The 24881-nt window shown below is 74.2% G+C and carries 22 protein-coding genes and 2 pseudogenes; 9 read left to right on the top strand and 15 right to left on the bottom strand.

Annotated features, from left to right (window positions below; translation table 11 throughout):
- Window positions 1–11: 11 nt before the first annotated feature.
- A complete protein-coding gene (locus ABD323_RS17465) occupies window positions 12–446 on the top strand; it encodes an Lrp/AsnC family transcriptional regulator (RefSeq protein WP_344442561.1) in 435 nt (144 codons plus the stop codon).
- A 64-nt stretch (window positions 447–510) separates the two neighbouring features.
- On the opposite strand, the gene ABD323_RS17470 is transcribed toward ABD323_RS17465, so the two are convergent.
- Window positions 511–1152: a MarC family protein gene (locus ABD323_RS17470; protein WP_344442563.1), complete on the bottom strand. Its 642-nt coding sequence runs from the start codon at window positions 1150–1152 to the stop codon at window positions 511–513.
- A 154-nt stretch (window positions 1153–1306) separates the two neighbouring features.
- Between ABD323_RS17470 and ABD323_RS17475 the strand changes: the two genes are divergently transcribed.
- From ABD323_RS17475 to ABD323_RS17485, 3 genes are all read left to right on the top strand, one after another.
- Window positions 1307–1849: a DoxX family protein gene (locus ABD323_RS17475; protein ID WP_344442565.1), complete on the top strand. Its 543-nt coding sequence runs from the start codon at window positions 1307–1309 to the stop codon at window positions 1847–1849.
- Between the two features lie 179 nt (window positions 1850–2028).
- The gene (locus ABD323_RS17480; protein WP_344442566.1) at window positions 2029–2946 is read left to right on the top strand and encodes an undecaprenyl-diphosphate phosphatase; all 918 of its coding nucleotides are present in this window, start codon (window positions 2029–2031) and stop codon (window positions 2944–2946) included.
- Window positions 2947–3085: 139 nt separating this feature from the next.
- Window positions 3086–3766 (top strand): putative periplasmic lipoprotein, encoded by a 681-nt coding sequence (locus tag ABD323_RS17485; RefSeq protein ID WP_344442567.1) that lies wholly within the window; start codon window positions 3086–3088, stop codon window positions 3764–3766.
- 11 nt (window positions 3767–3777) lie between these two features.
- On the opposite strand, the gene ABD323_RS17490 is transcribed toward ABD323_RS17485, so the two are convergent.
- From ABD323_RS17490 to ABD323_RS17510, 5 genes are read right to left on the bottom strand one after another with little or no spacing between them, the layout of a single operon-like run.
- Window positions 3778–4917, bottom strand: coding sequence for a threonine aldolase family protein (locus ABD323_RS17490; protein ID WP_344442568.1), 1140 nt, complete (start codon window positions 4915–4917; stop codon window positions 3778–3780).
- A 17-nt stretch (window positions 4918–4934) separates the two neighbouring features.
- On the bottom strand, window positions 4935–5603 hold the full coding sequence (locus tag ABD323_RS17495; RefSeq protein ID WP_344442569.1) for a response regulator: 669 nt from the start codon (window positions 5601–5603) through the stop codon (window positions 4935–4937).
- Window positions 5600–6928, bottom strand: a complete 1329-nt coding sequence (locus ABD323_RS17500) for a sensor histidine kinase (RefSeq protein WP_344442570.1) — start codon at window positions 6926–6928, stop codon at window positions 5600–5602. The genes ABD323_RS17495 and ABD323_RS17500 overlap by 4 nt, the downstream gene beginning before the upstream one ends.
- Window positions 6921–7775 (bottom strand): ABC transporter permease, encoded by an 855-nt coding sequence (locus tag ABD323_RS17505; RefSeq protein ID WP_344442571.1) that lies wholly within the window; start codon window positions 7773–7775, stop codon window positions 6921–6923. Before ABD323_RS17505 ends, ABD323_RS17500 begins: the two co-directional genes overlap by 8 nt.
- Window positions 7772–8719 carry an ATP-binding cassette domain-containing protein gene (locus ABD323_RS17510; RefSeq protein ID WP_344442572.1) on the bottom strand — a complete coding sequence of 316 codons (948 nt, stop codon included), beginning with the start codon at window positions 8717–8719 and terminating at the stop codon, window positions 7772–7774. Before ABD323_RS17510 ends, ABD323_RS17505 begins: the two co-directional genes overlap by 4 nt.
- Window positions 8720–9201: 482 nt before the next feature.
- On the opposite strand from ABD323_RS17510, the pseudogene ABD323_RS46030 reads away from it, so the two are divergent.
- A pseudogene (locus ABD323_RS46030) lies at window positions 9202–11047 on the top strand (glycosyl hydrolase family 18 protein).
- Window positions 11048–11170: 123 nt separating this feature from the next.
- On the opposite strand, the gene ABD323_RS17525 reads toward ABD323_RS46030, so the two are convergent.
- Together ABD323_RS17525 and ABD323_RS17530 are read right to left on the bottom strand one after the other, a co-directional pair.
- A complete protein-coding gene (locus ABD323_RS17525; protein WP_344442574.1) occupies window positions 11171–11959 on the bottom strand; it encodes a VOC family protein in 789 nt (262 codons plus the stop codon).
- A 104-nt stretch (window positions 11960–12063) separates the two neighbouring features.
- Window positions 12064–12597 carry a MarR family winged helix-turn-helix transcriptional regulator gene (locus ABD323_RS17530; protein WP_344442575.1) on the bottom strand — a complete coding sequence of 178 codons (534 nt, stop codon included), beginning with the start codon at window positions 12595–12597 and terminating at the stop codon, window positions 12064–12066.
- Window positions 12598–12744: 147 nt separating this feature from the next.
- On the opposite strand from ABD323_RS17530, the gene ABD323_RS17535 reads away from it, so the two are divergent.
- The 4 genes from ABD323_RS17535 to ABD323_RS17550 all read left to right on the top strand — a co-directional run bounded on the left by ABD323_RS17535 (window position 12745) and on the right by ABD323_RS17550 (window position 17269).
- Complete coding sequence (locus ABD323_RS17535) at window positions 12745–14064, top strand: MFS transporter (RefSeq protein WP_344442576.1); 1320 nt, start codon at window positions 12745–12747, stop codon at window positions 14062–14064.
- A gap of 73 nt (window positions 14065–14137) precedes the next feature.
- Window positions 14138–15703: a dolichyl-phosphate-mannose--protein mannosyltransferase gene (locus ABD323_RS17540; protein ID WP_344442577.1), complete on the top strand. Its 1566-nt coding sequence runs from the start codon at window positions 14138–14140 to the stop codon at window positions 15701–15703.
- Between the two features lie 62 nt (window positions 15704–15765).
- Window positions 15766–16485, top strand: a complete 720-nt coding sequence (locus tag ABD323_RS17545) for an ABC transporter permease (protein WP_344442584.1) — start codon at window positions 15766–15768, stop codon at window positions 16483–16485.
- A gap of 202 nt (window positions 16486–16687) precedes the next feature.
- Window positions 16688–17269 (top strand): TMEM165/GDT1 family protein, encoded by a 582-nt coding sequence (locus ABD323_RS17550; protein ID WP_344442578.1) that lies wholly within the window; start codon window positions 16688–16690, stop codon window positions 17267–17269.
- Window positions 17270–17273: 4 nt separating this feature from the next.
- Here ABD323_RS17550 and ABD323_RS17555 read toward each other — a convergent pair whose 3' ends face one another.
- The 7 genes and pseudogenes from ABD323_RS17555 to ABD323_RS17585 form a co-directional block, all read right to left on the bottom strand.
- Window positions 17274–17960, bottom strand: a complete 687-nt coding sequence (locus ABD323_RS17555) for a peptidoglycan-binding domain-containing protein (protein WP_344442579.1) — start codon at window positions 17958–17960, stop codon at window positions 17274–17276.
- The gene (locus tag ABD323_RS17560; protein WP_344442585.1) at window positions 17957–18499 is read right to left on the bottom strand and encodes a TadE/TadG family type IV pilus assembly protein; all 543 of its coding nucleotides are present in this window, start codon (window positions 18497–18499) and stop codon (window positions 17957–17959) included. The genes ABD323_RS17555 and ABD323_RS17560 overlap by 4 nt, the downstream gene beginning before the upstream one ends.
- Window positions 18496–18771: a hypothetical protein gene (locus tag ABD323_RS17565; protein WP_344442586.1), complete on the bottom strand. Its 276-nt coding sequence runs from the start codon at window positions 18769–18771 to the stop codon at window positions 18496–18498. Before ABD323_RS17565 ends, ABD323_RS17560 begins: the two co-directional genes overlap by 4 nt.
- Window positions 18772–18818: 47 nt before the next feature.
- Window positions 18819–19706 carry a hypothetical protein gene (locus tag ABD323_RS17570; RefSeq protein WP_344442580.1) on the bottom strand — a complete coding sequence of 296 codons (888 nt, stop codon included), beginning with the start codon at window positions 19704–19706 and terminating at the stop codon, window positions 18819–18821.
- Window positions 19703–20755: a type II secretion system F family protein gene (locus ABD323_RS17575; RefSeq protein WP_344442581.1), complete on the bottom strand. Its 1053-nt coding sequence runs from the start codon at window positions 20753–20755 to the stop codon at window positions 19703–19705. The genes ABD323_RS17570 and ABD323_RS17575 overlap by 4 nt, the downstream gene beginning before the upstream one ends.
- Before the next feature lie 421 nt (window positions 20756–21176).
- Window positions 21177–22625, bottom strand: coding sequence for a TadA family conjugal transfer-associated ATPase (locus ABD323_RS17580; RefSeq protein ID WP_344442582.1), 1449 nt, complete (start codon window positions 22623–22625; stop codon window positions 21177–21179).
- A gap of 859 nt (window positions 22626–23484) precedes the next feature.
- Window positions 23485–24881, bottom strand: a pseudogene (locus ABD323_RS17585) (hypothetical protein); the annotation flags it as partial.

Here is a 24881-nt window from a genome sequence, read left to right on the forward strand (position 1 = left end):
GAGCCCTCGCCATGGACGCCCTCGACCGCCACCTGCTCGCCGAGCTGCAGGCCGACGCCCGGCTCTCCTACAACGAGCTCTCGCGCCGGGTCAGCCTCTCCCCGCCGGCGGTCGCGGAGCGGGTGCGCCGGCTGGAGGCGGAGGGGGTGATCGGCGGCTACCACGCCCACGTCGACCTGGCCCGGGCCGGGCTGGCAGTGACCGCGCTGGTCCAGGTGGAGTGCTACGGGCCGCGCTGCGTGCTGCGCGATCCGGCGGTGGCCCAGTGGCCGGAGGTGCTCCAGCTGCACCGGGTGACCGGCGGGGCGTGCTGCGTGCTGCTGGTGGCGGTGCCGGCGATGGCCGACTTCGAGGTGCTGATCGACCGGCTCGCCGCCTACGGCCAGCCGAGCAGCTCGATGATCCTCTCCAGCCCGGTGCCCTGGCGCGCGGTCACCCCGCCCTGAGGCCCGCCGGGCCCACCGGCCCGGCCCCGGCCCTGCGCCCGGTCCCGGCCCTGCGCCCGGCACCTCAGTGCCCGCCCGAGCCGGCCAGCGGCACGCCCAGCCCGGCCAGCCCGTTGAGGAACAGCTCCACGCCGACCGCCGCCAGCAGCAGGCCCAGCAGGCGCGACAGCACCTCCAGCGAGGTCTGGTGGGTGCGCCGCAGCAGCGGGGCCAGCAGCAGCACGCAGAGCGCGTTGATCACCACCACCGCCAGGTAGGCGCCCGCCACGGTGGTCCGCCAGCCCCAGGTGTCCTTGGTCAGTGACTCGACCAGCACCGCCGTCATCGCCAGCGGGCTCGCCACGTACGGCAGCAGCAGCTCGCGCAGGCCCTCGGCCAGCGGGCTGGCCAGCCCGCCCTCCTCGTCCTCGCCCCCGCCGCCCACGTGCACGCCCAGCACCAGGCCGACCGCGTAGAGGAAGAAGATCACGCCGCCGGCCAGCTGCAGCGACTCGTCGCTGACGTGGAAGAAGGCGGTGACCGCGTCCGCGCAGACCGCCATCAGGATGCCGACCAGGGCGGCCAGCAGCGAGCTGATCAGCACCAGCTTGCGGGTCGCGTTGAGGGTGCGCTCCCGGCTGAGGTGCGCGTAGGCGAGCAGCACCTTGGGCGGGCCCACGACGGCGAAGAAGGTGACGAAGGCACTGCTCAGCGTGAGGACGGACATCCCCCCAGCATGGGCGAGCGGGCCCGCGGCCGCCCGTCGCCGCAGCCGGCCCGCGCGGGTCCCCCGGATGGCCTGCCCGGGTCGAGGACCAGTCGGCGGTCGGCTGGGATGGGAGCGCACGGAAGCCGACGGGGCCAGGAGAGATGAGGACATCATGGGCTGCGTCCATCGCAAGGACCTCGGGTTGCTCGCGCTGCGGGCCGCCGTCGGCGGAGTGCTGTTCGGCCACGGCACCCAGAAGCTCTTCGGCTGGTTCGGCGGCGGCGGTCTGGAGGGCACCGCGCAGGCGATGGAGCACATGGGCTTCAAGCCCGGCGGGCAGAGCGCGCTGGCGGCCGGACTCGGCGAGGCGGGCGGCGGCGCGCTGCTGGTGGCCGGGCTGGCCACGCCGGTGGCCGGCGCGGTCGTGGCGGGCACCATGGCCGGCGCGATCTCGGTGCACTTCCCGCACGGCTTCTTCGTCACCAAGGGCGGCTACGAGTACCCGGCGCTGCTGGGCGTCTGCGGCCTGGCGATCGGCCTGGCCGGCCCCGGCCGCTACTCGCTGGACCACCTGACCGGGCACGCGCTGGACCGCTCCTGGCTCGGCGCGGCGGCCTTCGCGGCGGCGGCGGCCGGCGCGGTCATGGTGGTCTCCAAGCGCGAACGCGGGGTCCGCGAGGCCGCCTCGGCCGCGATGGAGGCCGAGCCCGAGTAGGCCTTCGGCGGGCCCGGAGTGAGCCCGTGGTGAGCAGCAGATGAATTCCGGCCCCTGCCGGCCTGGCGTCTACAGATCTGTAGTACGTTCTCGCTGGGAGGGGCCTGAGGTGGTGTTCGCACGCCTCGGTACGATGACGCCTTCCGTCGAGACCCGTACCGCAGAGCTGAAGGTGTGCGATGTCCCTGACCTACCCGGAATCCATCGGCGTGGGCCTGCTGCAAGGCGTCACCGAGCTCTTCCCGGTCTCCAGCCTCGGCCACAGCATCCTGCTGCCCGCGCTGCTCGGCGGCAGCATCAAGCGCGACCTGGACATGACCGCCGACCAGTCGCCGTACCTGACCGTGCTGGTCGGCCTGCACCTGGCCACCGCGCTGGCCCTGGTGGTCTACTTCCGCAAGGACTGGGTCCGGGTGATCCGCGGGCTCTTCACCTCCATACGCGAGCGCCGAATAGAGACCACCGACCAGAAGCTGGCCTGGCTGCTGATCTTCGGCACCATCCCGGTGGGCGTCGCGGGCCTGGTCGCCGAGCACGCGCTGCGCTCCGCGCTCGGCAAGCCGCTGCCGGCGGCGATCTTCCTGGCGCTGAACGGCTTCGTGCTGCTGGGCGCCGACCGGCTGCGCCGCGGTGGCGGCGGGCGGCGGCGGGCCGGCGGTCAGGTCGAGCACACCCCGGGCGTCGACCCGGACATCGAGTCGGACCGCCGGCTGGCGAAGCTGACCTTCCGTCAGGGCACCTGGATCGGCGCGGCGCAGATCCTGGCCCTGCTGCCCGGCATCAGCCGCTCCGGCGTCACCATGAGCACCGGCGTGCTGCGCGGCCTCAACCACGAGGACGCGGCGCGGTTCTCCTTCCTGCTGGCCACCCCGGTCATCCTGGCCGCCTCCGCGCTGAAGCTGCCGGAGCTGCTCAAGCCGGAGAACGCGGGCATCCGCGGGCCGCTGGTGGCCGGTTCGATCGCGGCCTTCGCGGCGGGCTACGTGTCGGTGAAGTTCCTGACCAAGTACTTCGAGAGCCGCAGCCTGACCCCGTTCGCCATCTACTGCATGGTGGCCGGCATCGGCAGCGCCATCTACCTGGGCGTCGGCGCCTGACGGCCTGACGGCCCGAGGATCCGACGGCTCCGGTCACGGCGCGTACCTCCCCCGGACGGGTTCACCGGCTGGCGGGCTCCGCCCACCCCACCGAGGGTGGGGAGGAGCTTTGCCGGTACCCCAGGGAAGAGGCCGCCAGATGGACCGCACCACCGCCCGCCCCCGCAGCACGGCCCACCAGGCGCCGCGCGCCACCTGCGCCCGTCCCGCCCCGCGGGCCCGCCGCGTCCTCGCCGCCCCGGTCGCCCTCGCGGTCGGGGCGGTGCTCTGTACGGGCACGGCGCTGGCGGGCTGCTCCAGCACGGTCAACAAGGCCACCTCGCAGGCCACCTCGGTGCTGAGCGCGGCCCAGTCGGTGGCCTCGCAGGCGGCCTCCGCGGCCTCGGCCGCCAACTCCGCGGTGCAGTCCGGCGCCTCGCAGGCCGGCTCGGCGGCCTCGGCCGCCGCCTCCGCGGCCAACTCCCTCGCCAGCGGCTTCGACTCCGGCTCGGCGGTGGCCTCGGCGCAGTCGGCCGTCTCCTCGGCGTTCGCCAGCGTCACCAGCGGGCTCGACGGCAGCGGCGACGTGACCGTGGGCCAGGTGAGCTTCGGCTCCGACGGCCGCGCCCAGGCGACCGTCACCGTCACCAACCACCAGTCGCAGGCCCAGAGCTACACCGTGCGGGTCGACTTCAAGGACGCCTCGGGCAACCTGCTGGACACCACCGCGCTGACCGTCGACTCCGTCCAGCCCGGCCAGAGCAGCACCGCCACCGCCCGCAGTCACCGCACTCTGACGGGAACGGTGAACGCCTCGGTCGCGGGCGCCCTGCGGTACTGACCGGGCCGCCCTCAGCGGTGGGCGGCGGCCAGCTCCAGGAAGCGGGTGCCGGCCTCGGTGACGTCGGCGGCGCTCCAGGCCAGCGCGGGAGCGGCGACGGTGACCTCGGCGGTCGCCAGGCCCGGGGCGGCGTCCTGCCAGTGCGCGACGAACCAGGTGCCCTCCTGCTCGGCGAGCGCGAGGGTGGCGGCGTTCAGGGCCTCGGCGGGGTGCGGGAGCCAGAGCTGGAAGGCGTTGGTGTGCGGCGGGTCCGGGTTGACCCGGGCGCCGGGTAGGGCCGCCAGCGCGGCGGCCACCGTCCGGGCGTGCCGGACCTGCTCGGGCAGCGTGGGCAGCACGGTGTCCAGGCCGTGCAGCGCGGCCAGCGCGGCCGGCCACTGCTGGAAGAGCGTGCCGCCGTGCCGGTGGCGCCAGGCGCGGGCGTAGCCGGTCAGGTCGGCGGTGCCGGCCAGCGCGGCGCCGCTGATCCCGCCGAGGTCCTTGTAGAACGAGACGTAGGTGCTGTCGGCCAGGGCGGCGATCTCGTGCAGCGGGCGGCCGAAGTGCTCGGTGGTGGTCCACAGGCGCGCGCCGTCCAGGTGCACCCGGGCGCCGGCGGCGCGGGCCGCCTCGACGGTGGCGCACAGCTCCTCCCAGCTCGGCAGCAGGAAGCCGGCGTCGCGCAGCGGGAGTTCGACCGTCAGAGTGCCGAACGGCTCGCCGAGGGCGGCGAGTTCGGCGTGGGTGGTGATGCGGGGCTCGGCGCTGGGCCACAGCCCGCGCAGGCCGGTGAGCTGGCTGTAGGCCTGCCGCTCGTGCACCTCCAGGTGGCTGAGCGGCTGCAGCGCCACCGCCCGGCGGCCGGTGAGCTCGGCGCCGTAGCGCAGGGCGATCTGCTGGGCCATGGTGCCGGTGGGGAAGAAGGCCGCGTCCTCGGTGCCGAGCAGGGCGGCGACCCGCTCCTCCAGCCGGCGGACCGGGCCGTCGGTGGCGTAGAAGTCCGGCGGCTCGTCCAGTCCGTCCAGCGTGGCGAGCTCGGTCAGCCGCTCGCGCACGGTCGCCAGGCGCTCGCCGGACAGGATCCGCCGGCTGGCCAGGCGGGCCGCGCGGCGCCGGCGCAGGGTGTCCTCGGTCGTGCTCTGCTCGTCGTCCACCAGCCGATTGTCGTCCACCGGCTGATTGTCGCGGCTCAGGTCGGTCGCACCAAGCGGTTTTCGTAGGCGAAGACGACCGCCTGCACCCGGTCGCGCAGTCCGAGCTTGAGCAGGATCCGGCTCACGTGGGTCTTCACGGTGGCCTCGGCGAGGTAGAGCTCGGCGGCCACCTCGGCGTTGGACATGCCGCGGGCGAGCTGCACCAGCACGCTGCGCTCGCGGTTGGTGAGCGCCTCGATGGCGCGCTCGGCGCGGCCGGCCCCGCCGCCGTCCTCGGGCAGCTGGGAGGCGAAGGTGTCCAGCAGCCGGCGGGTGATCCGGGGGGCCACCACGGCGTCGCCGGCGGCCACGCTGCGGATCGCGCTGAGCAGTTCGTCCGGCTGGGCGTTCTTCAGCAGGAACCCGGAGGCGCCGGCCCGCAGGCCGGCGAAGGCGTACTCGTCGAGGTCGAAGGTGGTCAGGATGAGCACCTTGGTGTCCGGGACCCGCTCGACGATCTGCCGGGTGGCCTCGATGCCGTCCAGGCCCGGCATCCGGACGTCCATCAGCACCACGTCGGGCCGGTGCTCGACGGCCAGGCGGACCGCCTCGGCGCCGTCCTCGGCCTCGCCGGCGACCGTCATGTCGGGCTGCGAGTCGAGCACCAGGGTGAAGGCCACCCGGAGCAGCGGCTGGTCGTCGACCAGCAGGACACGGATGGTCACAGCGGATCCTCCTGGGAGCCGGAGCCGGGGCCGAGGTCGAGGGTGGTGGCCACCCGCCAGCCGCCGCCGGGCAGCGGTCCGGCGGTCAGCTCGCCCCCGTAGGCGGCGGCCCGGTCGCGCATGCCGGCCAGGCCGTGGCCGGTGCTCTGACCCGCGGCGGCGGTGCCGGTGGCGGACCCCGGCCGGGGGCGGCCGTCGTCGCGGACCTCCACCTCGACGGTCGTGCCGCGGCAGGCCACCGTGACGGTGGCCCGGGCGCCGGGGGAGGTGTGCTTGAGGGTGTTGGTCAGCGACTCCTGCACCAGCCGGTAGACGGTCAGCTGGGCGCCGGGGGAGACGGCGGCGCTCTCGCCGGTCAGGGTCAGCTCGGTGCTCAGCCCGGCCGCCCGGACCTGCGCGGCCAGTGCGGCGAGCTGGCCCAGGCCCGGCTGCGGGTGGCGCAGCGCGTCGGGCTCGTCCGCGCGCAGCACGCCCAGGAAGCGGCGCATGTCGGTGAGCGCCTGGCGTCCGGTCTCGGCGGACTGGCGCATCGCGGCGGTGGCCTTCTCGGGCGCGTGCGGGTTGGCGTAGACCGCTCCGTCGGCCAGCGCCACCATGACCGAGAGGTTGTGGGTGACGATGTCGTGCATCTCGCGGGCGATCCGCGAGCGCTCCTCGGCGACCGCGAGGGCGGCCTGCTGGTCGCGCCGGCGCTCCAGCTCGCTGGCCCGCTCGCGCAGGGCCAGCAGCTGGGCCTGCCGGGCCCGCACGTTGAGGCCCAGCACCGCCGCGGCGGTGCTGGCACCGGAGAGCAGGAAGGCCAGCTTGAGCCAGAGACCCAGCGGGTCGTGGTGGCCGGGCTCGGGGCCCCAGCGGGAGACCGCCAGCACCACACCGAGTTCGACGATCGCGAACGCGAGCAGTGTTCTACGACGAGAGCAGTGCGCCGCCACCGTGTAGAGCGCGATCAGCACGGCGATGTCGGCCGGCATCCGCACGTCGAGCACCCACTGCAGGAACGCGGTGCCCGCGATGACGGCGAAGACCGCCTCCGGGGCGCGCCGGCGCCAGGCCAGCGGCGCCACCAGCGCGCACTGCAGCGCCCAGGCCAGCGGCCGGTCGTGCACGTGCCGCAGGAACGGCAGGCCGGTCGGCAGCAGGACCAGCAGCGCGAAGGCGGCGTCGGCGAGCCCGGGGTGGCGTTCGGTGCGCAGCAGCGCGCGCACGCCCGCCAGCCCCCGGGCGGCGCCGGGAAAGCGCCGCCCGAGGGCTGCCGGGAGCGCGGCGGCCGAGGTCACCGCGCCATTGTGCACCGCGCAGTCGTGCCCGGCGAACGTCTCAGGCATCACGCCGCTTGATCACCACGGCGGCGCCGATCAGGGCCGCGGCCAGGTAACCGCACATCACGGCGAAGCCCGTCCAGGGGGCGAGGGTGCCGGGGTCGCCGTGCAGGGTGGCGACGGCCTGGCCGGCGGCGCCGGGCAGGTAGGGACCGATGTGGCTGCTCCAGGAGGCGGGCAGCACCTCCACCAGGCCGGGCAGCACCAGCAGCAGGCCGAAGACGGCGGCGATGCCACCGGCGGTGTTGCGCACCATGGCGCCGATGCCGACCGCGAGCAGGCCCACCGCGGTGAGGTAGAGCGCGGTGCCGAGGACGGTGCGCAGCACCCCGGCGGCCGACAGCGTGGTCTGCACGTGGACGCCGGCGAGCACCGCCTGGCCGCCGAAGAAGGCGACGAAGGCCGTCACGGTGGTCACCACCAGGGTGACCGCGCCGAAGACCGCGGCCTTGGCCCAGAGCACCGGCAGCCGGCGCGGCACCGCGGAGAGCGAGGCACGGATCATGCCGGTGCTGTACTCGCCGCTGATCACCAGCACGCCCAGCACGCCGACGGCCAGCTGCGCGGCCAGGTAGCCGCGCAGGCTGCGGTCGGCCGCGTCCACCATGAAGGCCCGGTCGTGCGCCTCGGGGTGGTTGATGTGGTCGACGGCGCCGTAGCAGGCCAGCAGGCCGAAGCCGATCATGAAGACGACCGCGGCCAGCAGGGTGTAGTAGCTCGACCGCAGGGTCCGGAACTTGATCCACTCGGAGTGCACGACCCGGAGCAGGGTGACCCGGCCCGCGCGGTCCGCGGCGGCGGGGCCGGCCGGGGCCTTGGCCTGCGGGGCGAGGGGGGTGGCGGTGGTGCTCATGCGGCGTGCTCCTCGACCAGTGCGCGGGGGGTGACCACGGCCTCGTACTCGACCGCGTCCTTGGTGAGTTCCATGAACGCCTCCTCCAGCGACGCCTGCTGCGGCGTCAGTTCGAAGAGCACCAGGGCGTGCTCGGCGGCCAGGCGGCCGATCCGCTCGCCGTCGGCCCCCTCGACCTCCAGCCGGTGCGGGTCCTGCGCGTCGGTGCGGACCGTCACCTGCGGCAGCGCGCCGAGGAGTTCGGCCAGCCTGACGGCGTCGGGGGTGCGCACCAGCACGCCGCCGCGCGAGGCGCTGGCGGTGAACTCGGCCACCGAGGTGTCCGCGATCAGCCGGCCGCGCCCGATCACGATCAGGTGCTCGGCGGTCAGTGCCATCTCGCTCATCAGGTGCGAGGAGACCAGCACGGTGCGGCCCTCGGCCGCCAGCGACTTGAGCAGGTTGCGGATCCACAGGATGCCCTCGGGGTCGAGCCCGTTGACCGGCTCGTCGAGGATCAGCGTGGCGGGATCGCCCAGCAGCGCGGAGGCGATGCCCAGGCGCTGGCCCATGCCGAGCGAGAAGCCGCCGGCCCGCCGGCGGGCCACCTCGCGCAGGCCGACCAGGTCGATGACCTGCTCGACCCGCGAGCGCGCGATGCCGTGCGTGGCGGCGAGCGCGAGCAGGTGGTTGAAGGCGGAGCGGCCGGTGTGGATGGCGCGCGCCTCCAGCATCGCGCCGACCTCGCGCAGCGGGGCGGCGTGCTCGGCGTAGCGGCGGCCGTTCACGGTGGCGTGGCCGGCGCTGGGGGTGTCCAGGCCCAGCAGCATCCGCATGGTGGTGGACTTGCCGGCGCCGTTGGGGCCCAGGAATCCGGTCACGATGCCGGGACGGACGCTGAAACTCAGGTCCTGGACGGCGGTTTTGGGGCCGTAGCGCTTGGTGAGGCCGACGGCTTCGATCATCTTCAGATCCTCGGGCGAGGGGGCGGACGGGCGACGACTCCACGCTAGGCAGTGGGTGGGCCCGCGACGAGCCGCGCAAGGAGGACCCGGTGCGCGCTCGCGGTGCGTCGTCGGATGCAGGCCGACTACATCTCAAGACGGACCCGCTCGACCTTCGGCCGGGCCCTCGGGGTTTAGCCACAGGTCAGCGACGCGGGTCACGCAGCGCAACCTTAAGAGCGGCTCAAGCCCCGCAGGCGGCTCTTGACGCGGGAGTTGGTCTAGTCCATTTTAATCGGCAGGTGCAGGGAGCCCCTGAGCCGGCGTCAGAGGTCTCGACCTCTGACGCCGGCCCTGGGGTCCTCGGCGTCTGCCGGGCCCTTGTCCCCAGGTCAGGGGCCGTCTTACCCGATTCCCCCATGTCATGCCCATGGCCGCGTGGCCCCACCCGCCGGTCGAGCACGCGGGCGTGACGGTCCCCCACAACCAGGAGTCACCCACTCATGCTCACTCGTTCGCTTGCCGGTGGAACCGACGGTTCCCCGGCGTCGCGCCGCCGCCCGAAGCGGCTGGCCGCCATCGCCCTCGGCTCGGCGGCCTCGCTGCTGCTCGGCGCCTCGCTCGCGCTGACCTCCGGCGGCAGCGCCCAGGCCGCCGCCACCAACACCACCGGCGCCCCGGCCACCTCCGGCGGCATCAAGGTGGCCTACTTCGACCAGTGGTCGGTCTACGCCAACGGCTACTACCCGAAGACCATCCAGGACACCGGTGTGGCCGGCAAGCTGGACTACCTGATCTACGACTTCGCGAACATCGACCCGACCAGCGGGAAGTGTTTCGAGGCCACCAAGGCCGCCTCGCAGGACGACAACAACCCCAACGCCGGTGACGGCGCGGCGGACGCGTTCGCGGACTACCAGAAGTCCTACGGCGCGGACACCGCGGTCAACGGCGTGGCCGACACCTGGAACCAGCCGATCACGGGCAACTTCAACCAGCTCAAGGAGCTGAAGGCGAAGAACCCGAACCTCAAGGTGCTGCTGTCGATCGGCGGTTGGACCTACTCGAAGTTCTTCTCCGACGTGGCGGCCAGCGACGCCTCGCGCAAGACCTTCGTCTCCTCCTGCATCGACATGTTCATCAAGGGCAACCTGCCGTCGCAGGGCGGCTACGGCGGTGCGGGCACCGGCCGGCATCTTCGACGGCTTCGACATCGACTGGGAGTACCCGGGCGGCGGCGGCCACACCGGCAACCACTCCTCGGCGGCCGACAAGCAGAACTACACCGCGCTGCTGGCCGAGCTGCGCGGCGAGCTGGACGCGCAGGGCAAGACCGACGGGAAGACCTACGCGCTGAGCGCGGCGGTCGGCGCGGGCCAGGACAAGATCCAGAACGTCGAGACCGACAAGATCGGCCAGTACCTGACGTTCATGGACGTGATGACCTACGACATGCACGGTGCCTGGGACGCCACCGGCCCGACCAACCACCAGGCCGCGCTGTACTCGGACCCCAACGACCCGATGACCCCGGTCAAGCCGGGCACCTCCAAGTACTCGATCGACGAGGCCATCAAGGCCTGGACGGTCGGCGACGCGGAGTACGGGATCAAGGGCGGCTTCCCCGCCAAGAAGATCAACATGGGTGTGCCGTTCTACTACCGCGGCTGGACCGGCGTGCCGGCCGGCAGCAGCCACGGGCTCTTCCAGAGCGCGACCGGCCCCGCCACCGGCGCGGCGATGTCGGGCAACGTCAACGGCATCCGGATGTTCAAGGAGCTCAACGGCTTCGTCGACAACCCGGCGGACACCTACTGGGACGACACCGCGAAGGCCTCGTACTTCTACGACGGCAGCACCTTCTGGAGCGGTGAGAACGCCAAGTCCATCCAGGCCAAGGCCGACTACCTGCACTGCAACGGCCTGGGCGGCTCGTTCGCCTTCTCGCTCTACGACCTGGGCACCCAGACCGGGCTCTTCGACACCATGGTGAGCGCCACCAACGGCTCGGCGGCCAGCTGCCCGGCCCCGCCGACCTCGGCCACGCCGACCAGCCCGGCGCCGACCAGCCCCGCCCCGACCAGCCCGGCGCCCACCAGCCCGGCCCCCACCTCGCCGGCGCCGACCAGCCCCGCGCCGACGACCCCCGCGCCGACCACCCCGGCGCCCACCACCCCCGCCCCCGGCACCTGCACCGCGCCGAGCTGGTCCGCCTCGGCGACCTACGCCACCAGCGGCACCAAGGTCTCCTGGAAGGGTCACACCTACACCAACAAGTGGTGGACCACGAACGAGGACCCGAGCCTGAGCGGCCAGTGGGGTGTCTGGACCGACAACGGTCCCTGCTGACCGACCGCCGACCCCGACCCCCGGCACCGAAACACCGTGGCCCCGGAGCGAACACGCTCCGGGGCCACGCCCCATTCTGCTCCGCTGCGCCGGCTACCCCTGCGCGGGCCGGCGCTGCTCGGGCTAGCTCTCTTCGGGCATCTGCGGGGCGATCACCCAGAAGGGGGCGCCCTGCGGGTCGGCCAGCCCGCTCATCCGCCCCACCGGGGTGTCCATCGGCGGTGCCAGCACCGAGGCGCCGGCCCGCACGGCCGCGTCCACCGTGCTGTCGACGTCGTCGACGGCGAAGTAGGTGGCCCAGTGCGGCGGGGTGCCCTCGGGGAGGTTGTCCAGCCCCTGCGCGCCGCCGACCACCCGGTCGCCGACGTTGAGGCCCTGGTACTCGGGCATCTCCTCCATCGGGGCGATCCGGATGCCGAGCGCGGCCCCGTAGAAGGTGACGGCGCCCTTGACGTCGGAGGTGTTCAGCTCGTTCCAGATCACCGCGCCCGGCTCGTTGACGATCTGCGCGCCGAAGAAGTCGACCGGCTGCCAGACGCCGAAGACCGCGCCGGCCGGGTCGCTGGCGACCAGCATCCGGCCGACCGTGCCGACGTCCATCACCGGGAAGAGCAGCGTGCCGCCGTTGCCGGTGATCTTCGCGGCGGTGGCGTCGGCGTCGGCGGAGGCCAGGTAGGTGGTCCACACCGTGGGCGGCGGCGGGTTGTCACCCATCGCCATCGCGGCGCCGATGCCGACCACCGGCTTGCCCTTGAGGGTGAGGATCGCGTAGCCGCCGAACTCCTCGGGGCCCTTCTCGCCCTGCCAGCCGAACAGGTCCTTGTAGAAGTCGATGGCCGCCTGCTGGTCGGAAGCCATCAGATCGACCCAGCACGGAGTGCCGGGCGGGTAAGCGGTGGTGACCTCGGGCATGGGTTCGTCGCCTCCAGGGGTCCTGACGGAAGTGGTCCTGACGGAAGTGGTCCGATCGCATCCCCCCGGCTCTCACCCTGACGCCAGCGTGCCGCCGCCGCCACTCAAGGCGCCGGGGGTTCCTCGATCCGGCGCAGCATCCGCCCGAGCATCGCGGAGAGCTCGGTGCGCTCGGAGCCGGCGATGTCCTGGAGGAGCTCCTCCTCGAAGACCGCGGCCATCCGCATCGACTCCAGCCACTTGTCGCGGCCGTTCTCGGTGAGCTCGATGATCACCCGGACCCGGTTGGCCTCGTCCCGCTCGCGGGTGACCAGGTCCTCGGCCACCATCCGGTCGATCCGGTGGGTCATCGCGGCCGGGGTCAGGCCCAGCCGCTTGGCCAGCTCGCCCGGCCCGAGCCGGTAGGGGCTGCCGGAGACCACCAGGGCCTTGAGGACCTCCCACTCGGCGCTGGTGATCCCGAGCACAGTCAGCTGCCGGCCGTAGGCCACGGCCATCCGCCGCGAGACCCGCGACAGCGTGGAGACGATCGTTTCGACCTGGGGGTCGACGGTGGGGAACTCCCGCTGGTAGATGGCCACTTGTTCAGCGATGGCCAGCTCCGAGCCGGCCTCCTGGGCGGGCCTGAGTGCGCTCATGCCCCCAGTCTCCCACGGGTGGCTGCACTCCTTAAGCCTTTGACACCAGAGTCTTTCCATCCTTAGACTTTAGGTCTGAAATCTTGCAGCCTAAAAGCCTGCCGGACCAGCGTCCTGAGTCGTCTGAACCTCGAAGGGGTGTCTCCCATGAAGCAGCAGAAGTACGGCGCGGGCGGCCCCCTGCGCCGCGTCCAGCTCGGCAACGCGCTCAGCGCCTTCGGCAGCGGCTTCACGATGCCGTACATGTTCATCTACGTGGACCAGGTGCGCGGGCTCGGTTCGCTCGCCGCCGGCCTGGTCTTCACCGTCTTCGCGCTGGCCGCGCTGGTCGTGCTGCCCTTCGCCGGGCGGGGCATCGACCGCTACGGGCCGCGCCCGGTGCTGCTGGCCGGCTGCGCGCTGGCCGCCACCGGCGCGTTCTCCTTCGGCCAGGCGAGTGGCACCGCCGGGCTGCTGGTGGCCTCCTTCCTGTTCGGCGGCGGCGTCACCACCTGCCAGCCGGCGCTCGCCACCATGATCGTGCGCTGCTCCACCCCCAGGACCCGCTCGCACGCCTTCGCGCTGCAGTTCACCCTGGTCAACCTGGGCATGGGCATCGGCGCGCTGGTCGGCGGCCAGATCGTCGACGTCGCCGACCCGGCCAGCCTCACCCGGCTCTTCACCATCGAGGCGCTGACCTTCCTGGGCCTGGCCGCCGTCACCGGCGCCGCCCGGATCCCGGCCGCCGCGCCGGTGCCGGTCGCCGAGGCCGGCGGTCCCACCGGGCTGCGCGCGCTCGCCAAGGACAAGGCGATGGTGCGGCTGTGCCTGCTGGCCGGTCTGATCTTCTTCACCTGCTACGGCCAGTTCGAGTCCGGCGTCGCGGCCTTCGCCACCGACACCGTGAAGACCGCGCCCGCCACCCTGGGCCTGGCGATCGGCGCCAACGCGCTGACCATCGTGGTGCTGCAGATGTTCATGGTCCGCCTGACCGCCAAGCGGCGGCGCACCACGGCGATGGCCGCCACCGGCGTGATCTGGCTCGGTGCCTGGGGCGCGGCCCTGGTGGCCGGTCTGGTGCGCGGCGAGGCGCTGGCCGCCACCGTGGCGATCGTCTCGATCTACGTGCTCTTCGGCGCCGGCGAGTCGCTGCTCGCCCCGACCCTGGGCCCGATCGTGGCCGACCTGGCGCCGGCCCGGCTGCTGGGCACCTACAACTCGGCCTTCGCGCTGGTCAAGCAGATGGCCATCGCGGTGGGCCCGGCGGTCGGCGTGCTGCTGGTCGGCTCCGGCACCTGGCCGCTGTACCTGGCGGCGATGGCCGGCTGCACCGTGCTGGTCATCGTGCTGGCGCTGCGGCTGCGCGGGCACCTGACGCCCGCTCAGGACAACGCCGCCCCGGCCGTGCACGAGCGCGTCACCCGCGAGAGCGGCAGCCGGGCCGGGCAGGGTGCCGTGCCGATCCGTGAGCTCCGAACGGCGGCATGAGAGGGTGACGGGACGGGCCGCCACGTCCTACAGTCGGCCGTGTTGATCAGCGAGTCGATACGTCGGTGGGGTCATGGCAGATACGGCAGTCACCGAGCGACCGGCGGTCCCCACCCGGACCCCTCCTGACGTCCTGCACCTGCTGAACCGCCGTGCCCCCTGGCTGTTGCGGCACTCCGGCTGGCTCGGCCCGATCGCGGTCGCGCTCTTCGCCGGAGTGCTGCGGTTCTGGAACCTGGGCTACCCCAACGCCTTCGTCTTCGACGAGACGTACTACCCCAAGGACGCCTGGTCGCTGCTCCAGCAGGGGTACGAGGGCAGTTGGGCGAGCGACGCCAACGAGCAGATCCTGGGGGTCCCGCAGCACATCCCGCTGGGCCCCGCGCCGGCCTTCGTCGCCCACCCGCCGCTCGGCAAGTGGGTGATCGGGCTGGGGGAGTACGTCTTCGGGCTGCACCCGTTCGGCTGGCGGGTGATGGTCGCGCTGCTGGGCACCCTCTCGGTGCTGATGCTGGCCCGGATCGGCCGCCGGCTCTTCGGCTCCACGCTGATCGGCTGCACCGCCGCGCTGCTGATGTCGGTGGACGGCCTGCACTTCGTGATGAGCCGCACCGGTCTGCTGGACGGCGTGCTGATGTTCTTCGTGCTGGGTGCCTTCGGCTGCCTGCTGATCGACCGGGACCGCAGCCGGGCGCACCTGGCCGCGGCGGTCGCCGACGGCGCCGACGCCGACCTGGTCCGCCTGGGCCTGCGGCCCTGGCGGCTGGCGGCGGGGCTGCTGCTGGGCGCGGCCTGCTCGGTGAAGTGGAACGGCGCGCAGATCCTGGCCGCCTTCGGCCTGCTCACCGTGCTCTGGGACCAGGCCGGGCGGCGGGCGGCCGGGGCCCGGCGCCCGCTGCGCTCGATGCTGCGCCGCGACGCGCTGCCCGCCTTCGCCTCGCTGGTCCTGGTCGGGGCCGGCACCTACCTGGCCTCCTGGTCCGGCTGGTTCGCCACCACCGGCGGCTACGACCGGAACTGGGCCGAGCACCGCTCGGGCCCGGGCCCGGCCGCCTTCCGCAGCTGGTGGCACTACCAGTCGGAGATGTGGCACTTCAACACCACGCTCACCACCCCGCACACCTACCAGTCCAACCCCTGGAGCTGGCTGGTGCAGGGCCGCCCGGTGAGCATGTACTGGCAGACCGTGCCGACCGGCCAGCAGGGCTGCACGGCGCCGGGCGGCTGCACCACGCAGATCCTGGCGCTGGGTACCCCGTTCTTCTGGTGGACGGCCTGCTTCGCGCTGCTCTACGTGCTCTGGCGCTGGTTCTTCCGCCGCGACTGGCGCTCGGGCGCGGTGCTCTGCGCGGTGGCCGCCGTCTACCTGCCCTGGTTCGGCTTCCAGGAGCGCACCATCTTCTCCTTCTACATGGTGGTGCTGGTGCCGTTCCTGGCGCTGGCGGTGGCCCAGATGCTGGGCGCGCTGCTCGGGCCGCCCGGCTGCCCGCCGCGCCGACGCCTGGTGGGCGGCGTGGCGGCCGGTGCGATCGTGTTGGCGGTGATGGGCTGCTTCCTCTTCTTCCTGCCCCTCTACACCGCGCAGGTCATCCCGATGACCGACTGGCAGGACCGCATGTGGTTCGTCAGCTGGATCTGATCCCGCTGGCCGCCGCCGGCTCCGGGCAACTGCTGCCGGTCACCCCGCTGCTCGGGGTGGCGATGGCGGTGCTGCTGGCGGCGGCCGTCGCGGTGGCCGGGTGGGGGCGGCTGGGCCACGGGCGGGCGGTGCTGCGCGCGGGGGCACGGGCGGTGGTGCAGCTGGCGGCGGTCGCCTTCGTGATCACCTGGGTGGTGCACTCGCTCTGGTGGACGGCGCTCTTCGTGCTGCTGATGTTCTCGGTCGCGGTGCACACCGCGGGGCGGCGGATGACGGACGCGCCGGGGTGGTCCTGGGCCTGGGCGGCCGCGCCGATCGGCGCCGGGGTGCTGCCGGTGCTGGTCCTGCTGCTCGGCAGCCGGCTGCTGCCCTGGCAGGGGCTGACGATCGTCCCGGTGGCCGGGATCCTGATCGGCGGCGCGCTGAGCGCCACCTCGCTGGCCGGCCGGCGGGCGCTGGACGAGCTGACCCAGCGCCACGGCGAGGTGGAGGCCGCGCTCGCGCTGGGCTTCGAGGACCGCGACGCCCGGCTGGAGATCTGCCGCACGGCCGCCGCCACCTCGCTGGTGCCCGCGCTCGACCAGACCCGCACGGTGGGTCTGGTCACCCTGCCCGGCGCCTTCGTCGGCATGCTGCTGGGCGGTGCCTCGCCGGTGGCCGCCGGGGCGGTGCAGCTCTTCGTGCTGGTCGCGCTGCTGGCGGTGGAGTCGGTGGCGATCGTGGTGGTGCTGGAGCTGGTGGGCCGGGGGCTGGTGCGGCGTCCGGTAGAGTGGAGGAGTTGAAGGGGAGTAGCCCTCCACCGGACCGTCGACATACTGGCCGCTCAGTGATGAGGGGCCCGGCGCCCGGGACACCGCGGGATCCGGGGTGTTGGCGAGACCTTCGGCCGCAGTGCTGTGATCATGACCAGTGCTGCCGGGCCGAGGTCTCTTCTTTCATGGGGCCGCGCGGTCGGGCAGCCCGACCGCGAGGGACTCCGCCCCGATGAGCCTGACCGTATTCGCCGTCACCTTCGGCATCATCTTCCTGGCCGAACTGCCGGACAAGACCGCGCTGGCCGCGCTGATGCTCGGCACCCGCTACCGCGCCGCCTACGTCTTCGCCGGGGTGGCCGCGGCGATGGCGGTGCAGGTCGGCCTGGCGCTGGTGGCCGGCAGCCTGCTCGCCCTGCTGCCGCACCGCTGGGTGGAGCTGGTCACCGGGCTGCTCTTCCTGGCCGGCGCCGCGATGCTGCTGCTGCACAAGCACGACGAGGAGGGCCACGCGGCCAAGGAGCCCTCGTCGAGCGGCTTCTGGAAGGTGGCCGGGGCGAGCTTCCTGGTGGTGGCGGTGGCCGAGTTCGGTGACCTGACGCAGATCATGACCGCCAACCTGGCCGCCAAGTACGCCGACCCGCTCGCGGTGGGCCTGGGTGCCTGGCTGGCCCTGTGCGCGGTGGGCGGCCTGGCGATCCTGGGTGGGCAGAAGCTGCTGAAGCACGTGCCGATGAAGGTGATCATCCGGGTCGCGGCGTCGGCGATGCTGGTCCTGGCGGGGATCAGCATCATTGGGGCGGTGACGGGCTGACGGGTCAGAACCCGACGCAGGTGCCGCCGGCGTCCAGGGCGGCGCGGGTGGCCGGGGTGAAGGTGCCCCAGGGCTCGTTCCAGAGTCGGTTGTCGTTCTGGAAGTCGCCCACGGCCTGCTGCGTCCAGGTGTCGTACTTCCCGTTGTGCCACGGGTAGCCGCAGCCGGCCGCCGAGAGCTCATGCTGCATCGCGGTGACCGCGGCCCCCGTGTCGCCGGGCTTGAGGGTGGCGGCCGAGGCGCTCGGCGAGGGGCTGGCCGGGGCGCTGGTGGTGGGGGCCGCGCTGCTGGGCGGCGCGCTGGTGGCCGGTGCGCTGCCGGGCGCGGTGGTGGCCGGCGGCGGGACGGCGGCGGTGGTCGGCGCGACCGGCGGGGGGGCCTGGGTGGTGGGGCGCGGGGGCGGGGTGGGTCTGGGAGCGGGGGACGTCGGGCGGGCCGACGGCGCGGGCGCGCTGGTGGGCGGGGCGGGGGGGGGGGGGGGGGGGCGCGGGGGGGGGGGGGGGGGCGCCCCGGCCCCCCGCCCGGGGCGGCGGCGTCGACCGCGCTCGCCGCCGCCTCCAGCCGCCCGACGATCACGGCCACCGAGATCAGCAGCGCGAGCGCCGGGACCAGGATGGCCATCTCGATGGCCAGGCTGCCGGCCTGCGGGTCGTGCCGCCGGGTCCACCGTTGCCTCATCACTCCGCCTCACCCGGCCCGTTGACCGGGCTGGACGTACTGCTCGATGGGTTCCTTGACCTGCTGGGTCAGCGTCAGCCCGTCGGACCAGGGGATCAGGAGCAGCGGGTGGACGTGCACCACCATGGTGAAGACGCCGTCCTTGCGCGGCGGCACCTCCACCGTGGCCGTGCCGACCACGTCCTGGAAGCGGGCCAGGAAGGCCATCGCCCGGGCCTTGGCGGCGTCGTCGGTGCCCTGGGCCACCCGGCCCGCGTCGGCGCCCTCGCGGGCCGCGGCCAGGGCCACGCTGTCCGAGTACCAGAGCAGCGCGGCCTGGACCACGAGCATCACGAGCAGCAGCGCGATCGGGAACACCAGCGCGAGGCTGATGGTGAGAACGCCCCGGTCGCGCCCCGGCGCGCGCGGCCGCTCGCCCGACGGGGGCCGGGGGGGGGGGGGGGGCCGGGGGGGGGGGGGCGCAAGGGTGCGCCGGCCCGGCCAGGTGCGGCGACCGGGCCGGACACGACGACTCAGCCGGGCGGGACCGCTCAGCCGGGCGGGACGGCTCAGCTGGGCGTGATGGTCGGCAGCACGCTCGGGATCTTGTTCTTGGCGTTCGTCCCGAAGGTCGTCAGGGCCGCCAGCACCGCACCGGCGATGGCGACCACCACGATCACGATCAGCGCCATCTCGATGCTCAGCGCGCCCCGGTCGCCCGCGGCGTGGGCCGCCTTCAGCCGGCCGGTGTGCACCCGCAGGTACGCCGTCGCGAGCTGCAGTGGCACCAGCGGCAGCAGCAGCGGTAGCAGGAACAGGTGGAAGTAGCTGCGCAGGGTCTTCATGGTTCGCTCTCCTCGGGGGACGGAGGTCCGGTGGGCCGGACGTGATGTCAGAGCACATGGAGCATCTGGTACAGCGCGGGATAGACGATGAGGACCGTCATGAGCAGGGTGAGCGCCGCGCCTGGCGCCACCATCTGTTCGCTGTTCGAACCGGCCTTCGCCAGGTCCGCTGCGAGCAGCTCGTCGCGCAGGCCCTTGGAGCGGGCCCGCAGGGTGTCGTACACGGCGGCGCCGTCCGTGCCGGAAAGTCGCATGATGTCGGCCACGTCCTGAAGGGCGGTCAGGCCGAGTTCCTCGGCCAGCGCGTCCAGACCGTCCCAGGGTGGCAACCGGTCGGTGGCGGCCCGCTCCAGGGCGTCCCGGATCCGGCGGAAGACGTTGCCCCGCCCGACGGCCGCCGCCCGACGCATCGCCTCGGCCGGACCGTGGTCCGACGCCCGTTCCAGCGCGACGAGTTCGAGGTAGGCGGCGATGCCGTGCAGGTACTCGGTGCGGGCCTCCTTGGCCTCGCTCTGCACGATCGCGTCCGGCAGCATCCAGCCCAGCGCCGCCAGGGCGATGCTGACCAGCATCGGCAGCGCCACCGGCGGCTCGGTGCCGATCAGCGCCGCCATCGCGGCCAGGTAGCCGGGCAGCACCAGGCCGATCAGCGCGAAGAGCAGCTTGTGCGCCATGAACCGGGCGGGCGGGCGCCCGATCAGCGCCAGCGACTGGCTCGGCACCCGGGTGCCGGCCAGCCCCAACGAGCGGCCGCCGATCCGGTCGTACCAGAGCGCACCGCTCTGCGCCTGGCTCTCGCGCTGCTCCACCGGCGCGCGGTGCAGCCGGTCCAGGGCCTGGCCCAGGTCCGGTGGGGCCGGGCGGAGTTCGGCGATCAGCAGGGCGAGTCCGGCGGCGACCACCATGCCCGCCAGCACGGCCCAGGGCGAGATCATCGGACCCCCTTGAGCCGGCCGGACCGGGCGCCACCACGGGTACCGCCCGGACTCTCGCCGGCACGGAAACCGGCGCCGGCACCGGCGCCCGGGGCGCGCTCGTCCGCCGAGCCGGGCGCGGCCTCGTCCACGGGATCGTCCTCGGGCAGCCCGCCGACCAGGCTGCGCCGGTCGGGCTCGAGCAGCCGGGGCAGCGGCGGCTGGGCGGCCAGCGAGTGCATCCAGGCGATCACCGCGACGAAGAGCCCGGCGACCGCCGCCAACACCAGCTGGCCCTGGAAGGAGCGGTACGGCTCGGAGTACCGCTGGTTGAAGGCGCCGACCACGATCACGCCGAGGATGATGACCACCAGCCAGCGGATGGTGGTGCGGTGCTTGGCCCGGTCCGCCTCGATCACCCGGCGCTGGCGCACCTCCTCGCGCACCGAGTCGCCCAGGTCGGCCAGGGCCCGGGCCAGACCCGGACCGCTGTCGCCGGCCCGCAGCAGCAGGGCGGCGAGCACCTTGTCCGCGGTGGCGTCGGCGATGCTGTCGGCGAAGGCGCGCAGTGCGTCCTCGGCGCGCCAGCGGGCCTGCAGTCGGGCGGCGAGGTCCTCGATCTCGCTCTCCAGCGCCGCGGGGGCGGTGCGGCGGCTGGTGATCAGGGCCTGGTTGAGGCCGGTCCCGAGCAGCAGCACGTCGGAGAGGCGCTTGGTCCAGTCGGCGAGCGCCTCCAGGCGGACGATCTGGCGGGTGTCGGAGCGGGTCGCGGCGACCAGCCAGGGCAGGCCGAAGACCGCAAGCGGGACCAGGAAGAGGGTGAGCAGGATCCCGCTGAAGAGCCAGGCCAGCGGCGCGGCGATGAGCGAGACCGCCAGCTCGATGCGGCGCAGCCGGGCGATGGCGGGGTTCGGGGTGCCGGCCGAGCCGTACCAGAAGACGTGCGCGCGGGTGGCCAGCGGGCCGGGCGCGGAGTGCTCGGCCGGCCCGGCACCGCGGCCGGTCAGCCCGACCACCAGGGCGACCAGGCCGCCGGCCAGCGCGAGCCCGCACAGGGCGAAGAGCAGCATCAGCGACCCCCTCTCGATGAATGACGGAACGCCAGGGCGTGACGGGTGATCAGAAACGAGAGCAGTGCTCTCGTGGGGCCGGGTGACCGGGGTGATCGCGAGGGGCGGCGCGGCGCTCGCAATGAGAGCACTGCTCTCGTCAGAGAGCGCCCGTCTGCGGCACGAGCGGCTATCCCAGAGGTGAGCAGCGCTCTCCCCCGGGGTCGCCCCGCCGCGGCAAGGGCGGCGCTCCCGTTCGAGAGCACCGCTCTCCTCTCCGAGCACCGCTCCACGACACGGTCACCGAGCCCAACGGCGAGCACCGCTCTCGGGCCGGAAGGCCGCCCCTCGACACGATCGCCGCACCGCACAGAGAGCACCGCTCTCCCCGAAGACCGCCCGGCCACGGCACGATCGCCGCTCTCCACCAAGAGCACTGCTCTCATCGCAGACCACCGATCCGCAACGCGATCGGCGCGCTCCAACTGCCGTACGCCGACTGCAGCAGACCGGCGTCGAAGCCGGTGCGGCGCAGGTCGTCCAGGCAGTTCGGCGGCGTGTGCGGGACGGCCCGCGGCTCGCCGAGGTCGGGGCGCGGCCCGAAGACGGTGTTCAGCGCGGGCCGCCCGTTCTCGCCCAGCCCGGTGACCTCCATGACGTGCGAGACGAACCGGTGCCGGCGACCGCCCACCGCCGTCTCGTCCACCATCGCCACGTGCACGATGAGGTCGACGGCGTTCGCGGTCAGCCGGTAGGCCAGGCTGTCGGTCATGTGCGAGCCGTACTCCAGGCAGAGTTCGGCGATCCGGTCGACCACCATGTGCGGGCCGCGCGCGTGCAGCGTGCACATCGAGCCGCCCTCGCCGTTGGTCATCACCCGCAGCATCGGCACCACCTCGCCCGAGCGCACCTCGCCCACGATGATCCGCGAGAGCGTCATCCGCAGCGCGGCCGGGATGAGCTCACCGATCGTCAGCTCACCGGCCACCTTGCCGTCGACCCGCTCACCGTTCCCCTCCCGGGCCTCCATCGGCACGACCTGGCGCAGGTGCCCCAGCGTGTGCAGCCAGAGCTCGAACTCCGACTCCAGGGTCCCGATCCGCTCGTCCGGCGGGATCTCGGCGGCCATCGCCCGCAACAGGCTGGTCTTGCCGACACCCTGGGTGCCGGTGATCATCACGTTCTTTCGGGCCCGGATCGCCGAGGCCAGGAAGGCCGCGATGGTGGAGTCGACGGTGCCCAGCGCCACCATGTCGGCCAGCGTCGCCGAGGCGACCCGGTGGCGCCGGATCGCGACGTACGGACGCGGCGTCACCTCCGTCATCGCCTGCAGGCGCATGCCGCCCTCCAGGCGCAGCGCCAGGGTCGGGCTGGCGGTGCTCAGGCTGCGCTCGCCGCCGCCGTGCTGGCGGGCCAGGTCCTGCAGCAGCTCGATGAGTTCCGCGTCACTGTCGGCCACCGGCGGGACCTTGCGCAGCGGCTGGTGCACCCGCGAGATCCAGACGTCGTCGCAACCGTTGATCAGGATGTTCTCGATCTCCGGGTCGTCGAGGTACGGCTGCAGTCGGCCGGCCCGGAAGAGCAGGTCGTAGACGGCCTCGGAGAGCGCCCGGTCCTGCTCGCGGGTGGGCGTGACCCCGTGCGTCTGGGCATAGGTGTCCGACCAGCGGGCGACGGTCTCCTCGATCAGCGCCCGGCCGCGCTGGCGCCGGGTCGCCCGGTCGGCGTCCAGCCCCTGCGTCCCGGCCAACCGGGAGAGCTGCTGGTGCAGTTCGGAGGCCACCTGGCGCTTGAGCTCGCGGGCCACCCGGGGGTCGACGGCGGGCGCGGTGGCCGCGCCGGACTGGTCGAGGGTGGACAGCACGGGCAGCCCGGCCGGCGACGCGCTCACGGTCGGCGACAGCGCGACGGGCGGTACCGGCGCCGGAGCGCCCACCGGCCCGGGTGCGGGCCCACGCCCGGGCCCGCCGGCCGCCGGCGCGCCGAACGGCATCCCGGCGGAATCGGCCGAGGCCTGCGCCCGCGGCTGTGCCTGCGCCCGCGCCGGTCCGTGCGCCGGCCCCTGCCCCGGTCCCTGCGCCGGCCCCTGCCCCGGTCCCTGCATCGGTGCCGTCGTGGCAGCACCGGCGGACGGGTACGGCTGGCGACCGGGCGCGGCCGCCGCGGGAGCGCCCGGTGGTGGGTAGGACGCCGGCCGGCCCTGCTGCTGGGGCGGGGCGGCCCTCGACCAGTCCTGCGGCCAGGACTGCGGCCACTCCTGGGTCACCGGCTGCGGCTGCCCCGACGCGGGCGCCTGCCCGTGACCCTGAGCCGGCCCGTGACCCTGCGCGTGCGCGTGCCCCGGGGCCTGCGCGTGTCCCTGAGCCGGCCCCTGCAAGTGCGCCGGCGGCTGGGCCGGCCACGGCTGGCCGGCCGCGGGCGCACCCGCGAGCGGCGGTCCACCGAGCGGCTGGCCCGCTGACGGCCGACCGTCCGCCGGCTGCCCGGGGAACGGTCCCGCCGGACGCCCGGACGGCGGCACCGGCCCGGGAATCCCCGACCCGGCCGCGGCCTGTCCCGGCGCCACCGGCCCGGTCACGAACGGTCGCCCGCCCGGCTGCCCGGGTCCGCCGACCGCACCGAGCAGCTGACCTCCCGTCACCGCCGCTCCCTGCACCGGGCGCTGGGCCTCCTCCTCCACCGCCTCCGGTTCCGGTTCCGCCGTCCAGGGCGGAGCCGCGGGATCGGTGGCGGAACGGTCCCGCATCGGGCTACCGCGCACGGAGCACCTCCCCCTGGGTCTCGTCACTCTCGGCCGGCGCCCGGAACGGCTCCGGCGCCGCCGGATGGGGCGCTATCCCGGCCAGCGGCGGATAGGCCTGCGGCTGGTGCTGCTGCGGCTGGTACGGCTGCGGGGTCGGCGCGGGCGCCGGCTCCTGCGGGGCCCGCGCGGTGAGCTGCTGCCCGACGGGCGGCACGCCGCCGACCGGCCCCGGCTGCACCCGCACCGGACCGGTCTGCGGCACGTACACCTGCCCGGCCGCCGAGGAGTACGCCTGCCCGGGTGGCGGCCCGTACACCTGCTCGGCGGGCGCCGTGAACTCCCGTGCGGCCGGCGGTCCGTACGTCTGCTCGACGGACGGCCCGCCGGACACCGACCCGGGCGACCCCGACGCCCCCGACGACCCCATCGACCCCGACGTCGCGAACGTCCCGGACGACGGCGCCTGCTCGGCCGCCACCACGTACTCCGGTGTCACAGCCGCAGGCGTCGCATACCCCTGACCTGCGACCCCCTGCACCCCGCCGTACACCTGCGGCCCGGGCTGCTGCGCCACCGGGGCCTGGCTCGCACCGCCCGTCGCCCCGTACTCCTGCGCCGCGTACCCACCTGCCGAAGCGCCGTACCCCGCGCCCCCGTACCCGGAGCCGCCGTACCCCGCACCCCCGTACCCGGAGCCGCCGTACCCCGCCTCGGCGGCGGGAGCGAACACCTGACCCGAGGAGGGCGCGTAGGCCGGGTTCGACGGCTGCCCGGTCCCCACGGGGTACATCGACGGCTGCGCCTCCTGCGGCGCACCCCAGCCGTACCCCGCCGCCGGCCCGCCATCGCCGCCGCTCGCCGTCCCGCCCCCCATGCCGCTCAGCACCCCGGTACCCGCCGCACCGCCCGCCCCGACACCGACCCCGCTCGGCGACCCGCCGCCGAGCGCCCCGCCGACCCCGGCCGCCCCGCCGACCCCACCGCCCGCCCCACCCGGGGTGAGCCGCGCGCGGCGGCGTTCGACCAGCGTCTGGATCCGGTCCGCCGCCGTGCGCGCGGTGCGCATCAGCTCCGACCTGATGAACCGGCGGTCCGTGCTGTCCCCGCCGTCCGAGAGCACCCGCGCGGTGCGGGCCGCGAACGGGAGCACCCCGAGCACCGGCAGCCCGAACTCCCGGGTGATGTCCGCGGCCGGGTAGGGGCCTTCGGCGACCAGCAGCAGGCCCAGCGCGTCGGCGCCGGTCCCCGCGCTCTCCAGGTCCTCGCGCAGCGCGGCCAGCCGGGGCCGGGCCGCGCTCAGGCCGCGCAACGTGGTGCGCACGGTGGCGACCACCACGTCGGCCCACCGGGTCAGGCGCGCCCCGGCGTCCAGCGCGCCGGAGCGGCCGGGGGCGAGCAGGACGT

Origin of the sequence: Kitasatospora nipponensis (assembly GCF_039528135.1) — a bacterium.
GTDB lineage: Bacteria > Actinomycetota > Actinomycetes > Streptomycetales > Streptomycetaceae > Kitasatospora > Kitasatospora nipponensis.